Annotated in this window: 14 protein-coding genes; 6 read left to right on the top strand and 8 right to left on the bottom strand. The window is 65.1% G+C overall.

Going from position 1 to position 15313, the window contains the following annotated elements:
• The first annotated feature begins 52 nt into the window (after window positions 1–52).
• Complete coding sequence (locus tag CUJ90_RS07680; RefSeq protein WP_114162331.1) at window positions 53–634, top strand: ComEA family DNA-binding protein; 582 nt, start codon at window positions 53–55, stop codon at window positions 632–634.
• An 83-nt stretch (window positions 635–717) separates the two neighbouring features.
• Window positions 718–1146 carry a YidB family protein gene (locus tag CUJ90_RS07675; RefSeq protein ID WP_073426799.1) on the top strand — a complete coding sequence of 143 codons (429 nt, stop codon included), beginning with the start codon at window positions 718–720 and terminating at the stop codon, window positions 1144–1146.
• A gap of 187 nt (window positions 1147–1333) precedes the next feature.
• Here CUJ90_RS07675 and clpB read toward each other — a convergent pair whose 3' ends face one another.
• Window positions 1334–3931: an ATP-dependent chaperone ClpB gene (gene clpB / locus CUJ90_RS07670; protein WP_073426800.1), complete on the bottom strand. Its 2598-nt coding sequence runs from the start codon at window positions 3929–3931 to the stop codon at window positions 1334–1336.
• 121 nt (window positions 3932–4052) lie between these two features.
• On the bottom strand, window positions 4053–4553 hold the full coding sequence (locus CUJ90_RS07665; RefSeq protein ID WP_073426801.1) for an Rrf2 family transcriptional regulator: 501 nt from the start codon (window positions 4551–4553) through the stop codon (window positions 4053–4055).
• Between the two features lie 302 nt (window positions 4554–4855).
• Between CUJ90_RS07665 and CUJ90_RS07660 the strand changes: the two genes are divergently transcribed.
• Window positions 4856–5419: a group III truncated hemoglobin gene (locus CUJ90_RS07660; protein WP_114163479.1), complete on the top strand. Its 564-nt coding sequence runs from the start codon at window positions 4856–4858 to the stop codon at window positions 5417–5419.
• A gap of 18 nt (window positions 5420–5437) precedes the next feature.
• Here CUJ90_RS07660 and moaE read toward each other — a convergent pair whose 3' ends face one another.
• The 6 genes from moaE to CUJ90_RS07630 form a co-directional block, all read right to left on the bottom strand.
• A complete protein-coding gene (gene moaE, locus CUJ90_RS07655; RefSeq protein ID WP_073426802.1) occupies window positions 5438–5914 on the bottom strand; it encodes a molybdopterin synthase catalytic subunit MoaE in 477 nt (158 codons plus the stop codon).
• A gap of 36 nt (window positions 5915–5950) precedes the next feature.
• On the bottom strand, window positions 5951–6208 hold the full coding sequence (moaD, locus tag CUJ90_RS07650; protein ID WP_073426803.1) for a molybdopterin converting factor subunit 1: 258 nt from the start codon (window positions 6206–6208) through the stop codon (window positions 5951–5953).
• 26 nt (window positions 6209–6234) lie between these two features.
• Complete coding sequence (locus CUJ90_RS07645) at window positions 6235–7572, bottom strand: molybdopterin molybdotransferase MoeA (protein ID WP_235004785.1); 1338 nt, start codon at window positions 7570–7572, stop codon at window positions 6235–6237.
• Window positions 7573–7751: 179 nt separating this feature from the next.
• Window positions 7752–9203 (bottom strand): threonine synthase, encoded by a 1452-nt coding sequence (gene thrC / locus CUJ90_RS07640; RefSeq protein WP_073426804.1) that lies wholly within the window; start codon window positions 9201–9203, stop codon window positions 7752–7754.
• 8 nt (window positions 9204–9211) lie between these two features.
• Window positions 9212–10543 carry a homoserine dehydrogenase gene (locus CUJ90_RS07635; protein WP_073426805.1) on the bottom strand — a complete coding sequence of 444 codons (1332 nt, stop codon included), beginning with the start codon at window positions 10541–10543 and terminating at the stop codon, window positions 9212–9214.
• Window positions 10544–10617: 74 nt separating this feature from the next.
• Window positions 10618–11865 (bottom strand): pyridoxal phosphate-dependent aminotransferase, encoded by a 1248-nt coding sequence (locus CUJ90_RS07630; RefSeq protein WP_073426806.1) that lies wholly within the window; start codon window positions 11863–11865, stop codon window positions 10618–10620.
• 517 nt (window positions 11866–12382) lie between these two features.
• On the opposite strand from CUJ90_RS07630, the gene CUJ90_RS07625 reads away from it, so the two are divergent.
• The 3 genes from CUJ90_RS07625 to CUJ90_RS07615 all read left to right on the top strand — a co-directional run bounded on the left by CUJ90_RS07625 (window position 12383) and on the right by CUJ90_RS07615 (window position 15303).
• A complete protein-coding gene (locus CUJ90_RS07625; protein ID WP_083083591.1) occupies window positions 12383–12757 on the top strand; it encodes an Mth938-like domain-containing protein in 375 nt (124 codons plus the stop codon).
• A gap of 400 nt (window positions 12758–13157) precedes the next feature.
• Window positions 13158–14906: a glycosyltransferase family 39 protein gene (locus CUJ90_RS07620; protein ID WP_114162330.1), complete on the top strand. Its 1749-nt coding sequence runs from the start codon at window positions 13158–13160 to the stop codon at window positions 14904–14906.
• Between the two features lie 25 nt (window positions 14907–14931).
• A complete protein-coding gene (locus tag CUJ90_RS07615) occupies window positions 14932–15303 on the top strand; it encodes an SMR family transporter (RefSeq protein WP_073426809.1) in 372 nt (123 codons plus the stop codon).
• Window positions 15304–15313: the final 10 nt, after the last annotated feature.

Raw genomic sequence — 15313 nt, 5'->3', positions numbered from 1 at the left:
ATGCGCCGCCCGTTCCCCGGTTGACTTTTCTGCCCTCAATGGAGTGCTTGCCATGCTGAAGAAGCTTTTGATGCTTTGCGTTGCGTTGGCGTTGTCGCTATCGGCCGGATTCGCGGCGGCCGTCGAGGTAAATTCCGCCGACCAGGCGGCGCTCGAATCGGTCAAGGGTATTGGCCCGGCGCATGCGAAGGCGATCATCGAGGAACGCTCCAAAAACGGTCCGTTCAAGGACGCCGACGATCTCGCCGCGCGCGTCAAGGGCATCGGCAGCAAATCGGTGGTCAATCTCGAAGGGGCCGGTCTGACCATCAACGGCTCGTCCGCGCCGCCTACCGGCGCGAAGCCCGCCACGAAGTCGAGCGGCGCCGCGAGCACCAAGGCAACGCCGGCAGCCACTACCGCCGCGCCGGCCACGGCCGCGAGCACCGCGCCGGCTACGCCTGCCGAGGCATCCGGCGCGAAACCGTCGAAGTCGAAGAAGAAGAGCAAGGCCGCGGCGTCCGAAGCCGCGGCCGCTTCCGCGCCGGCAGCCGCGGCTAGCGCGCCGGACGACGCATCCGGCGCCAAGACCTCCAAAAAGAAGGCGAGGAAGAGCAAGGCTGCATCGGCCGCGGCAGCCTCCGGCGGCGCGTAACGCCCCCAACGGCGCCGCGCAACCGCGCGGCGTTTTCACCCGCCGACCCGTCGAGCACGCGTCGGCATTCAAGAGAGACCGTCATGAGCCTACTCGACACCATCGGTTCCCTGATGGGTAAATCGCCCGAAGGCGGCGGCCAGCAAGCGCTGGTCGCAGCCGCACTCGAATTCGTCAACAACCAGCCGGGCGGCCTGAACGGCCTGATCGAGCGATTCCGGGAGAAGGGCCTCGGCGACATCGTGTCGTCGTGGGTCAGCAACGGCGAGAACCAGCCGATCGCCGCCGAGGCGCTGCAAGGCGTGCTCGGCTCTGAAACCGTCACCAACCTCGCGGCGAAAGCCGGCGTGCAGCCCGATCAGGTCAGCGGCCTGCTCTCGCAGATCCTGCCGCATGTCGTCAATGCGGCCACGCCTGACGGCGAAGTGCCGGCCGAGGGCAAGCTGAACGCCACCACCGTGCTCGGCGCGCTTGGCGGGCTGACGGCGCTGTTCGGCAAGGGCACCGCCTAAGCGCTTTACCCTGCTGTTCGCCTCACGACTCGCGCTGTCTGAGCAGCAAACGCGTGGCAAATATAAAAAAACGGCAACGAAGTCACCTTCGTTGCCGTTTTTTTTAATGTCGCGCCGGCTGGAAACGGCTCGAATCGGCGCCGATTTGCCGCCGTTTCGCAGCCGTTCCCCCGCGCACTCGCGTCGCTCAATGCACGACGCGTTCGAACACCAGCTCGCCGTTTTCCAGTTCGACCGGAATCACGTCCTTCGGACCGAACTTGCCGGCGAGAATCAGCTTCGCGACCGGGTTCTCGATCTCCTGCTGGATCGCGCGCTTCAACGGCCGCGCACCGAACAGCGGATCGTAGCCGACCTTGCCGACGTGTTCGAGCGCCGCGTCCGACACCACCAGTTGCATGTCGAGCTTGGCAAGCCGTTCATGCAGACGCTGCAGTTGAATCCGCGCGATCGACTGGATGTTCGAGCGGTCGAGCGCATGGAACACCACGACGTCGTCGATCCGGTTCAGGAACTCGGGCCGGAAGTGCAGCTTCACTTCTTCCCAGACCGCGTCCTTCACCGCTTCCTGCGATTCGCCGACCATCGACTGGATCACCTGCGAACCGAGGTTCGAGGTCATCACGATCACCGTGTTCTTGAAGTCCACGGTGCGGCCCTGGCCGTCGGTCATGCGGCCGTCGTCGAGCACTTGCAGCAGCACGTTGAACACGTCGGGATGCGCCTTCTCGATCTCGTCGAGCAGGATCACGCTGTACGGCTTGCGGCGCACCGCTTCGGTCAGATAACCGCCCTCCTCGTAGCCGACGTAGCCCGGCGGCGCGCCGATCAGGCGAGCGACACTGTGCTTCTCCATGAACTCGCTCATGTCGATGCGGATCAGATGATCTTCCGAATCGAACAGGAACGCCGCCAGCGCCTTGCACAGCTCGGTCTTGCCCACACCGGTCGGCCCGAGGAACAGGAATGAACCATACGGCCGGTTCGGGTCCGCGAGACCCGCGCGCGAGCGGCGGATCGCATCGGCCACCGCGCTGATCGCCTCATCCTGACCGACCACGCGGTCGTGCAGTTTTTCCTCGATCTGCAGCAGCTTTTCGCGCTCACCCTGCATCATGCGCGACACCGGAATGCCGGTTGAGCGCGACACGACTTCGGCGATTTCCTCCGCGCCGACCTGCGTGCGCAACAACCGCGGACGGGTCGGGTTGTTCTGCTCCTTCGCTTCGGCCTGGGTTACTTCCTTCAATTGCGCCTCGAGACCCGGCAGCTTGCCGTACTGCAATTCAGCGACCTTCTCCAGCTTGCCTTCACGTTGCAGGCGCGTGATTTCCGCACGCGTGCGGTCGATCTCTTCCTTCAGTTGCGCGCTGCCCTGCACCGCGGCCTTTTCCGCCGTCCAGATTTCCTCGAGATCGGAATATTCGCGATCGAGCCGCTCGATTTCTTCCTCGATCAGTTGCAGACGCTTTTGCGACGCTTCGTCCTTTTCCTTCTTGACGGCTTCGCGTTCGATCTTCAACTGGATCAAGCGACGGTCGAGCCGGTCCATCTCTTCCGGCTTCGAGTCGATTTCCATCTTGATCTTCGACGCGGCTTCGTCGATCAGATCGATCGCCTTGTCGGGCAGGAAACGGTCCGTGATGTAGCGATGCGACAGTTCGGCCGCCGCGACGATCGCCGGATCGGTGATATCGACGCCGTGATGCAGCTCGTACTTCTCCTGCAAACCGCGCAGGATCGCGATGGTGGCTTCCACCGTCGGCTCGTCGACGAGCACCTTCTGGAAGCGGCGCTCCAGCGCGGCGTCCTTCTCGATGTACTTGCGATACTCGTCGAGCGTGGTGGCGCCCACGCAATGCAGTTCGCCGCGCGAGAGCGCCGGCTTGAGCATGTTGCCCGCGTCCATCGCGCCCTCGGCCTTGCCCGCGCCGACCATCGTGTGGATTTCGTCGATGAAGACGATGGTCTGCCCTTCGTCTTTCGCGATGTCGTTCAGCACGGCCTTCAGCCGCTCCTCGAACTCGCCGCGATATTTGGCGCCCGCCAGCAACGCGGCCATATCGAGCGACAGCACGCGCTTGCCCTTGAGCGTCTCGGGCACTTCGCCGTTGACGATACGCTGCGCGAGACCTTCGACGATCGCGGTCTTGCCCACGCCCGGCTCGCCGATCAGCACCGGATTGTTCTTGGTGCGGCGCTGCAGGATCTGGATCGAACGACGAATTTCATCGTCGCGGCCGATCACCGGATCGAGCTTGCCGGCCCGCGCGCGCTCGGTCAGGTCGATGGTGTATTTCTTCAGCGCTTCACGCTGGCTTTCGGCGTCCTGGCTGTGCACTTGCGAGCCGCCGCGCACCGCGGCGATCGCGCTTTCCAGCGACTTGCGCGACAAACCGTGCTGACGCGCGAGGCGGCCGGCCTCGCCCTTGTCGTCGGCGATCGCGAGCAGGAACATCTCGCTCGCGATGAACGTGTCGTTGAGCTTTTGCGCTTCCTTGTCGGCCTGGTTCAGCAGACCGGTGAGTTCGCGGCCGATCTGCACGTTGCCGTCGGTGCCCTGCACTTGCGGCAGCCGCGTGATGGCATCGGCGAGCGCCGTTTGCAGCGCCTGTACGTGCACGCCGGCACGCGAGAGCAGCGAGCGCGCCGAACCGTCCTGCTGCGCGACGAGCGCCGCCAGAACGTGAACCGGTTCGATGTATTGATTGTCGTGGCCGACGGCCAGGCTCTGCGCATCCGCCAGCGCTTCCTGGAATTTAGTGGTGAGTTTGTCGATTCTCATCAAGAGACCTCCAATTTCGATTACCACCAAAATGAGGCGTTTTAGGCAGGTTTCAAGCGGGTTTCTGCATTCAGCGGCAACTATTTAACGCTCGATGCGACGGAAAATCGCCCCGCCGGCTTCACGTCAGCGGCGTGGGGCTCTCTTCCGTCGGCGCGGCGGGCACGATCGGAATGATGTTGCTCAGGCCGAGCAGCGCGGCGAGCGCGCCGTGCGGCTGCGCCATGTCGCCGATGGTATGGCGGTCGAGTTCCGCGAGGAAGGCGTTGCGCGCCGCTTCGAGCGCGCCTCGCAGCCGGCACTGCGCTGTAATGACACAGTCGCGGCGCTCGCCGTGCTGATCCGGCAGGCAGCCGACCAGCGCGAAGTCGCTTTCGGTGGCGCGCACGACCTCGCCCACGCTCAGCCCGATGGAGCGCTCGGCGAGCCGCAGGCCGCCGTTGCGTCCGCGCACGGTCTCGACCCAGCCGAGCTCGCCGAGTTGCTGCACGACCTTCATCAAATGGTTCTTGGAGATTCCGTACGCATTCGAAATGTCCTGAATCGTCGATAGTCCCTCGCGACGGACGGCGAGATACAGCAGGACGCGCAGGGAGTAATCCGTATAGTCGGTGAGTCTCATAAGTGCAGGTGCCGCGGTGAGCGCAAGCCGCGATCCGGGGATAACCGCGTGGATGCAAGGGTTGCCGGTGCCGTCGCCTGGTCATAACATGCAGGCGCTACGCATAGTTTGTTATTCTGCGCTGACGGCGCGGAGTTTGTCGTTCGGCAGTAATGGTAGCGTTTTCCGCATAAGCCGTTCGCCCGATAAGCGGAAATTGCCGATTTACTTTGTTTCGTCTGACTACGCCGCGAGCGATTCTCCGCCATTCGACGGCGCGTATGGCGGGCCGCGACGAAGCACCGCATTTTCTGGAAACCAGCATGAACCCGTCTTTCCCCGCCGCGCCGGTTGTCGAGCGCGCCGCCGAACCCACTGACGCGAATATTGGCGAACTCGTCTACGGCTTTTACGACCGCGTGCGCGCCGATCCGCTGCTGGGTCCGGTGTTCGAAGCGACGCTGGCGGGCCGCTGGGACGACCATCTGCCGAAAATGTGCACGTTCTGGGCGAGCCTCGTGCTGGGCGCGAAGCAGTACCGCGGCAACGTGCAGCAGGCGCATCAGCCGCTCGAGGGCGTCGGGCCCGAGCACTTCAGCCGCTGGCTGTATCTGTTTCTGGATACGGTCGAGTCGCGCTACCAGCCGGCCGCGGCGGTCCGCTTCATGGAACCGGCGCTGCGCATCGCGCAGAGCCTGCAACTGAGCCGCTTCGGCTGGGACTACCAGATTCCGGCGGAACAACAGGCGTTGCTGGACCGAGTGGCGCCGAAGCGTCCTCGCGACGATGGCGACGACCACGCCGCCCGCCCGCGCGGCGAGCCATTTCCCACGCGGATCATTGGCCGGGGGCGCGACGAGGGGCCCGACGAGGGGCGCGACGAATGACGCGCGCGGGCTAAGGGTTCAATCCTCGGCCTGATTGCCCGATTCGAGGCCCCAGCGGGCCAGCGCGGCGTCGTCGGTCACGCGGGCGTCGACCCAGCGCTCGCCGGCCTCGGTCTTCTCTTTCTTCCAGAACGGCGCCTGGGTCTTCAGATAGTCCATCACGAATTCGCACGACGCGAAGGCGTCCCCGCGATGCGCGGCGGTGGTCGCCACCAGCACGATCTGATCGAGCGGATAAAGCTTGCCGACGCGATGCACGATCAGCACCTCGATGCCCGGCCAACGCTCGCGTGCGCTCACGACGATCGCTTCCAGCGACTTCTCCGTCATGCCGGGGTAATGCTCCAGTTCCATCGTTTCGACCGCGCTGCCGTCGTTCAGATCGCGCACCGTGCCGACGAAACATGCGACCGCGCCGACCTTCGGATTGCGCGCGCGCAACGCGGCGACCTCGGCGCTGAGGTCGAAATCTTCCGTTTGGACTCGAACGGGCATCTCTGGCTCCTATGCGGTGAGCGGCGTTCCGGCGCGTCAGCCGCCGGTGACGGGCGGAAAGAACGCGACTTCGCAGCCCTCGGTGATACGCGTGGCGGCGCCGGTCATCACGTGGTTGCAGGCCATTCGCAGCGCGCGGCCTTCGGCGAGCGTGTCGGCCCAGATGCCGCCGCGCGCGCGCAACCACGCGCGCACGTCGCCGACGGTCGCGATGCCGTCGGGCACATCGACCGTTTCGTCGGCCGTGTCGAGCGCTTCGCGCACGCTCGCAAAATAGCGGAGTTGAATCTTCATCGGATACCGCCGGCTTTTTGCCGGCCTCAGTTCAGCAATTCGGAAAAGGGGATGAAGCGCACGGTCTCGCCGGCGCTGATCGCGTGGTTCGGCGGATTGTCGATCAGGCCGTCGCCCCAGACGGTCGAAGTCAGCACGGCCGAGCTTTGATTCGGAAACAGATCGAGGCCGCCGGCCTGATTGATGCGGGCCCGCAGGAACTCGTTGCGGCGGTCGGCCTTGCTCTGCGTGAAATCGGCGCGCAATGTCAGCGCTCGTGGCGTGACCGTCCGCACGCCGGCCAGATGCAGGATGAACGGCCGCACGAACAGCAGGAACGTGACGAAGCTGGAGACCGGGTTGCCGGGCAAGCCGATGAAAAAGGTTTCCGCTGAAGCCGATGCCGGCGTTTGCGCCGAAGCCGAAGCTGAAGCCGAAGCGGAAACCGAAGCCTGAGTCCGAGCCAACCCGCCCGCATTCTCCGGCGCCTGTCCCGCCACCCGGCGCACCGCGCCGAACGCGAGCGGCTTGCCCGGCTTCATCGCGATCTGCCACATCGCAAGGCGCCCTTCCGCCTCGACAGCCGGCTTCACGTGATCTTCCTCGCCGACCGACACGCCGCCGCAGGTCAGAATGAGGTCGTGCGCCTGCGCGGCTTCGCGCAGCGTGGCCCGCGTGGCGTCGAGCCGATCCGCGACGATGCCGTAGTCGGTCACTTCACAGCCTAGCTTTTCCAGCAACGCGCGCAGCGTGAAGCGATTCGAGTTGTAGATCGCGCCCGGCTTGAGCGGCTCGCCCGGCATGGTGAGCTCGTCGCCGGTGAAAAAAACAGCGACCTTCACGCGGCGGCGCACCTGGAGTTCGGCGCAGCCTACCGACGCCGCGAGCCCCAAGGCCTGCGGCGTGAGCCGCGTGCCTGCCGGGAGAATGATGGAACCGCTGCGGATGTCCGCGCCTTGAGCCGTGATCCATTCGCCGGGTTGGGGGCTGTGCAGGAGCGTGACTTCCTCGCCGGCGGCTTCAGCCTGTTCCTGCATCACGATGGCGTCGGCGCCCGGCGGCACCGTTGCGCCCGTGAAGATGCGCGCCGCCGTGCCCTGTTTTAACGGCTGTGGCGCGTGCCCGGCCGGGATGCGTTGGGACACCGGCAAGCGGCGGTTGCCGTGCGCCGTCAGATCCGCGGCATGGACCGCGTAGCCGTCCATTGCGCTGGTGTTCATCGGCGGCACGTCCAGCGGCGAGGTGACGTCGGCGGACAGCACGCGGTTGAGCGCTTCGAGCGTGGGGATCGTCTCGGTGCCCGCGATCGGGCTGGCGGCGCCAAGCAAGGTCGCCAACGCTTCGGCGGTGGCGAGCATCGGCGCGCGGGGCGTGGTGGTGGACATCGGTGGTTTCGAAGCCGCGGGTGAAAAGAATATTGTAGCGGTCGATGGCGGCGGCATGGGCGCCTTGGCGCGATGGCGGGGTTGTTCGGTGGTCGGCGTCCGCCGCGACGATTCGCGACGAGCGCCGTGCCTGCATCGGACGAAGCTGCGTGAGCCGCGAAGCTCACGCTCGCCGGTGCTTACTCGCCCGTGTTCGCCACGATGTAGTCCTTCACGCGCTGCGCGTCCGCCGGCAACACCTCGAAACGCTGCGGCAGCGCCTCCAGACCCGAGAACGCGGCCGGACGCTCCGGCTCGCGCAGCAGCGCTTCGCGGATCGTCTCGCCGAACTTGATCGGCTGCGCGGTTTCCAGCACGATCATCGGAATGCCCGGCTGCAAATGCTCGCGCGCCACCTTCAGGCCGTCGGCCGTGTGGGTGTCGATCATCGTGTCGTAACGCTCGAACACGTCGCGGATCGCTTCCACGCGATCGTCGTGGCTGCTGCGGCCGGAGACGAACCCGAATTCCTTCACGCGCGCGAAGTCGCCGCTCGCCGCGAGGTCGAAACCACCCTTCTCCTCGACGTCGCGGAATAGTTGCAGCACGCGCGCCGGATCGCGGCCCAGCAGATCGAACACGAAGCGCTCGAAGTTCGACGCCTTCGAAATATCCATGCTCGGACTGCTGGTGTGATACGTCTCCACCGCCTTGCGCACGCGGTAGATACCGGTGCGGAAGAATTCGTCGAGCACGTCGTTTTCGTTCGTGGCGACCACCAGCTTTTCGATCGGCAAACCCATCATGCGCGCGATGTGACCCGCGCAGACGTTGCCGAAATTGCCCGACGGCACCGTGAACGACACGCGTTCGTCGTTCGACTTCGTCGCGGCAAAGTAGCCCTTGAAGTAGTACACGACTTGCGCGACGACGCGCGCCCAGTTGATCGAGTTGACCGTGCCGATCTTGTACTTCGCCTTGAACGCATGATCGTTCGAGACCGCTTTCACGATGTCCTGGCAATCGTCGAACACGCCTTCGACCGCGAGGTTGAAGATGTTCGGGTCTTGCAGGCTGTACATCTGCGCGGTCTGGAACGCGCTCATTTTCTTATGCGGCGACAGCATGAACACGCGAATGCCCTGCTTGCCGCGCATCGCGTATTCAGCGGCGCTGCCGGTGTCGCCCGAGGTCGCGCCGAGAATGTTCAGCGTCTCGCCGTGCTTCGCCAACGCGTACTCGAACAGGTTGCCGATCAACTGCATCGCCATGTCCTTGAACGCGAGCGTCGGACCGTTCGACAGTTCCAGCAGCGACAGCGGCGCACCGTTCTCAACGCCGAGCGTCTTCAACGGCGTGATCTGCGCGGCGCTTTCGTCGTCACGCACGTGGCAGTACGTTTCGCCCGTGTACGTCTTGCGCGTGAGCGCGCGCAGGTCTTCGGCGGGAATGTCGTCGCTGAATTTCGACAGGATCTCGAACGCGAGATCGGCATACGGCAGCGTACGCCAGCGCGTGAGTTCGTCGCCGGTCACGCGCGGGTATTCGGCGGGCAGGTACAGGCCGCCGTCTTTCGCGAGACCGCCCAGCAGGATGTCGGAAAAGGTATGGCGCTCGCCGGCTCCGGCGCCGCGCGTAGAGAGGTAGTTCATAGTTCGGCCTAGTTCAGCGCTTCCATGCGCAGCTTCGTGACTTGGGAGACGACGGTCTTCAACGCTTCGATGGTCTTGATCGCGGCGTTGACGTTCTTTTCGACCGTCTCGTGCGTGATCAGGATGATGTCGGTTTCGCCCTTGCCGTTCGCGTCGACCTGCTCCGATTCCTTCTGCAGCAGCGCGTCGATCGAAATGCCCGTGTCGGCGAGAATGCGCGTGATGTCGGCCAGCACGCCGGTCACGTCCGCGACCCGCAGGCGCAGGTAGTAGCCGCTCGTCACTTCGTCGATCGGCAGGATCGGGGTGCTCGACAGGCTGTCCGGCTGGAACGCCAGATGCGGCACGCGATGCTCGGGGTCCGCCGTGTGCAGGCGCGTCACGTCGACCAGATCGGCAACCACCGCGGACGCCGTCGGCTCCGCGCCCGCGCCCTTGCCGTAATAGAGCGTCGCGCCGACCGCATCGCCATGCACGACGACCGCGTTCATCGCGCCCTCCACATTCGCCAGCAGACGCTTCTCGGGAATCAGCGTGGGATGCACGCGCAATTCGATGCCTTTATCCGTGCGGCGCGCGATGCCGAGCAGCTTGATGCGGTAGCCGAGTTCCTCGGCGTATTTGATGTCGATCGCGGCGAGCTTGCTGATGCCTTCCACATAAGCCTTGTCGAACTGCACGGGCACGCCGAACGCGATCGCGCTCATGATCGTCGCCTTGTGCGCGGCGTCCACGCCTTCGATGTCGAAGGTCGGATCGGCTTCGGCATAGCCCAGTTCCTGCGCGGCCTTCAGCGCGGTCGCGAAGTCGAGGCCGCGGTCGCGCATTTCCGAGAGGATGTAATTCGTCGTGCCGTTGATGATGCCCGCGATGTATTGGATGCGATTGGCCGTGAGCCCTTCGCGCAGCGCCTTGATGATCGGAATGCCGCCCGCCACCGCCGCCTCGAACGCCACCATCACGCCGTTGGCGCGCGCCGCCTCGAAAATCTCCGTGCCGTGCACCGCGAGCAGCGCCTTGTTGGCCGTGACCACGTGCTTGCCGTTGTTGATCGCGCGCAGCACGAGGTCGCGCGCGACGCCCGTGCCGCCGATCATTTCCGCCACGATGGCGATCGAGGGATCGTCCACCACCGCGTTGAAGTCGTCGGTCAACGCCACCGTGCCGGCCGCGCCGCCGAGCGCCGCGCTCGCCTTGGCGGGATTGCGCACGGCAATGCGCGCGATCTCGATGCCGCGGCCCGCGCGGCGTTTGATTTCTTCCTGATTGCGGCGCAGTACCGTGAAGGTGCCGCTGCCTACCGTGCCGAAGCCCAGCAGTCCAACTTTGATCGGTTCCATGCAGCGTGTGTTTTCGAGTAGGTGATTAAAAGGAAACGGGTGCCGGCGCGGCGCGCCATGCGCATTATTGTGCGCTAGGCCGTGTGACGTTTGCGGTAACCGTCGAGAAAGCGCGCGATCCGGTTGATCGAGTCCGCGAGATCGTCGACGTTCGGCAGGAACACGACGCGGAAGTGATCCGGCGTTTTCCAGTTGAAGCCGGTGCCCTGCACGAGCAGCACGCGCTCTTCCAGCAGAAGATCGAGGATGAATTGCTGGTCGTCCTGGATCGGATAGATCTTCGGGTCGAGGCGCGGGAACATGTACAGCGCGGCTTCGGGCTTTACGCAGCTCACGCCGGGAATCGCCGTCAACATGTCATACGCGAGTTGGCGCTGTTTGTACAGGCGCCCGCTCGGCACGATCAGGTCGTTGATGCTCTGATAGCCGCCGAGCGCGGTCTGGATCGCGTACTGGCCGGGCACGTTCGGGCACAGGCGCATGGACGCGAGAATGCCGAGCCCTTCGAAGTAGTCTTTCGCGTGGCGGCGGTTCTCGCCGGTCAGGCCCGAGATGAACATCCAGCCGGCGCGGTAGCCGCAGGAGCGGTAGCTCTTCGAGAGGCTGTTGAACGTGACGGTGAGCACGTCTTCGGAGAGCGCCGCGACCGACGTATGCACCTTGCCGTCGTAGACGATCTTGTCGTAGACCTCGTCGGCGAAGATGACGAGGCCGTGCTGGCGGGCGATCTCGATCAGGCCGAGCAGCAGTTCGTCCGAATACAGCGCGCCGGTGGGGTTGTTCGGGTTGATGACGACGAGCGCGCGCGTGTTCGGCGTGATCTTCGCGCGGATGTCGTCGAGGTCGGGCATCCAGCCGTTCGACTCGTCGCAGATGTAATGCACCGGCGTGCCGCCCGACAGGCTCACGCCGGCGGTCCACAGCGGATAGTCGGGCGCGGGCAGCAGCACTTCGTCGCCGTCGTTCAGCAGCCCCTGCAGCGCCATCACGATCAGTTCGGAGGCGCCGTTGCCGATGTAGATGTCGTCCAGCTCGACGCCGTGCACGCCCTTTTGCTGCGTGTAATGCATGATCGCCTTGCGCGCGGCGAACACACCCTTGGAGTCCGAATAGCCGGACGAGCCCGGCAGGTTCAGGATCATGTCCTGAATGATTTCATCGGGCGCCTCGAAGCCGAACGGCGCGAGATTGCCGATGTTCAGCTTGATGATGCGGTGGCCCTCTTCTTCGAGCCGCTTCGCATGTTCGAGGACGGGCCCGCGAATGTCGTAGCAGACATTCAACAACTTGTTGGATTTGAGAATCGGTTTCACGGCGGGCACTTCATCCTGGTTAATGAGCCTGGGGGCGAACAAGCGGAGGCGGCGACGCCGGGCCGGGCAAGTTCGCCGATATGGGACGTCGGGCGCGGCGCGCCCGGCGACGACCGTCAGACGCGGATCGGCCGCCTTTTCGGCCGGGTGGCGCCCGCGGGGGTTGCGCCGATGCGCCGGCAAAACACCGGCAAAACACCGGCAAACAGACGAGAACCCGACGAAATACGGACGAACAGCGGAGCAAAAACCGAGGCAGGTAGCCGGTTGGCCGCGCCCGTGTGCTCAGCGCAGCTTGTGACGGCGCCTGAGACGGCACTTGAGCGGGGGCGCCGCCAGGCGGCTAAAAAGTTATAATTTAGCGGATTTGGGCCGACTTCCGCAATGCGCCAGGCGCAACGGCAAGGCTTTTCGGCCGCTTCTGTCACGTTCGCATCTTCCATTCGCGTCGACTCGCCCTCGCCCGGCTGCGTCCGGTCAGGCCGCTAACACGCATGATGTCTCACGACGACTTCGGAAAACCGATTTGAAATTACATCAGGACGCAAGCGGCGCCCTCAACACCGTCACCGGTTACGGCGCCGACTATGTCGAAATCAATCTGGTGCGCCATTCGGGCAGCCTTCTCGTGCTGCCGGAGGCGCCTGTCATCCCCTGGCCCGTGTCCTCGTTCGACCAGTTGAGCGCCGAGCACTTCGCCATGCTGGTGGATTCCGCGCCCGAAGTGGTGGTGTTCGGCAGCGGCGAGCGGCTGCGCTTCCCGCATCCGCGCCTGACCGCCGCGCTGACCGCCAAACGCATCGGCGTGGAAACGATGGACTTCAAGGCCGCCTGCCGCACCTACAACATCCTGATGGCCGAAGGCCGCAAAGTCGCGGCGGCGTTGCTGATCGAAGCTTAGCGACGCCTGCGTCAGCGCCTCGTCGTTCGTGGCATCGTGATGCCGGCACGCGCCGCCATGCGCGATATCCAACGCGTTCCGGGCGGCCGAACGGCCTCGTCGCCCTGGCCGCGTCACGGCCGATAACGTACACTGCTGCGCCATCGGTGGCGTGCCGGCGCCCAGAGCAGGGCCCTGACCCGCGTGAGCGCCGTGCACTGGCACAGCCGATGAGGCGCTGACCGCCGCGGGAACCCAGCGCTTCTCCGGTAGCCGGCGAGCCGCCCAGGCGGCCCGCGGCGCTTCATGCAGCCGCTCCCGCAGCCGTCTCGCGGACAGTCGGCCCCGGCATCGCCGATCGCCATTTCCAAACAACATCGCGTCGCCGCGCATGCGGCGTCGCCAAAAAGGTTGAGATTCCATGAACGATACGCCGTCGAGGCTAGCGCTCAATCGCACCACGATCCTGCTGCTGGTGCTGACCCTCGCCGTGATCTGGTTCGTGCCGCTCGGCTGGCGCCATCTGCTGCCGAGCGACGAAGGCCGCTACGCCGAAATGGCGCGCGAGATGTTCGTCACCGGCGACTGGATCACGCCGCGCTACAACGGCTACAAATACTTCGAGAAGCCGCCGCTGCAAACCTGGATGAACGCGCTCACGTTCGCGTGGTTCGGCGTCGGCGAATGGCAGGCGCGGCTCTATACCGCGCTGACCGGCTTCGCCGGCGTGCTGCTGATCGGCTTCACCGGCGCGCGGGTGTTCAACGCGGCGACCGGCGTGTTCGCGGCGATCGTGCTGGCGACTTCGCCGTACTGGAACCTGATGGGCCACTTCAACACGCTCGACATGGGCCTGTCGTTCTGGATGGAGCTGACGCTGTGCGCGCTGCTGCTCGCGCAGCGCCCCAATCTGCCGACCGCCCACACGCGGGCATGGATGTGGGTCTGCTGGGGCGCGATGGCGCTCGCCGTGCTCTCCAAGGGTCTTGTCGGCGTGATCCTGCCGGGCGCGGTGCTCGTGCTGTATACGCTGATCGCCCGCGACTGGGCGATGTGGAAGCGCCTGCACCTGATCGGCGGCCTGATCGTGTTCTTCGCGATCGTCGCGCCGTGGTTCGTGCTGGTGCAGCAGCGCAATCCGGAATTCCTCAACTTCTTTTTCATCGTTCAGCAGTTCAGGCGCTACCTGACGCCCGAACAGAACCGCCCCGGAGCCTTCTACTACTTCGTGCCGGTGCTGCTGGTGGGCTTCCTGCCGTGGCTTTCGATCACGGTGCAGAGCGTGCGCCACGCATGGCGCCTGCCGCGCCAGCCGAACGGCTTCGCCCCGGTGACGATGATGCTGGTGTGGACAGCGTTCATCTTCCTGTTTTTCAGCGCGTCGCATTCCAAACTGCTGTCCTACACGCTGCCGATCGCCCCGCCGATCGCGCTGGTGATCGGCATGTACCTGCCGCTCGTCACGCGTGACCAGTTGCGCCGCCATCTGGCCGGCTATGCGCTCTTTCTTGTGGCGGCCGCGTTTGCCGCGCTGTTTTTGTCGCGCTTCGGCAGCGAGCGCAATCCGGCCGAGCTGTACGCCGAATACCGCGGCTGGGTGCTGGCGGCGCTCGCCGTCGCGTTCGTGCTGACGCTCGCCGCGCTGTGGCTGAACCGCCGCAGCCGGGCCGGCAGCCTTGGCACGATCGTGACCTTTGCCACGGCGTGGCTGTTGCTCGGCACGATCGCCGGCACCGGTCACGACGTGTTCGGCCGGCTGAGTTCCGGCGCGCAGCTCACGCCCGCGATCAAGGCCGAGATGGCGAAGTTGCCGGCGGATACGCCGTTCTATTCGGTCGGCGTGCTCGATCACACGTTGCCGTTCTACATCGGGCACACCACGATCATGGTCGAGCATCCCGACGAACTGGCGTTCGGGATATCCGTCGAGCCGCACAAGTGGCTGCCGTCGATCGACGCCTGGGTCGAGCGCTGGAAGGCCGAGCGCTACGCGCTCGCGCTGATCCCGCCGCCGATCTACGACCGGCTTCTGAAGCAAGGCCTGCCGATGCAGGTGATCGCCCGCGATTCGCGCCGGGTGGTGGTGGCGAAGCCGCCGGCGGCGTCCGCTGGAGCGGCGCCCACCCCGGCGCCGAATGCCGCGGCGCCGGTGGAAAAACCGCAACAATGACCCCATATCAGGATCAGACCGTTCGATGAACCCGATTTCCCTCTTTTGCATCCTTGCCGGCGTGACGTTGAACGCCGGCGCGCAATTGCTGCTCAAAGCCGGAACCAATGCCGTTGGACACTTCGAATTCAGCCGTGCGAACATCCTGCCCATCGCCTTTCGTCTCGCGACCCAGCCGCCGATCATCGGCGGGCTCGCCTGCTATGTGATCAGCGTGGTCGTGTGGGTGGTGGGACTGTCGCGGGTGGACGTGTCGATCGCCTATCCGATGCTGTCGCTCGGCTACGTCGTCAACGCGTTCGCGGCGTGGTATCTGTTCGGCGAGGTGATGTCGGTGCAAAAGCTGGTGGGCATCGGCATCATTCTGATCGGTGTGGTGGTGCTGGCGCGCAGCTAGGTTGCCGGCA

Origin of the sequence: Paraburkholderia terricola, assembly GCF_003330825.1 — a bacterium.
In the GTDB taxonomy this organism is placed as follows: Bacteria; Pseudomonadota; Gammaproteobacteria; order Burkholderiales; family Burkholderiaceae; genus Paraburkholderia; species Paraburkholderia terricola.
Note: the sequence above shows the minus strand (reverse complement) of the source record. Positions and strands in the feature narration are given on the sequence as shown.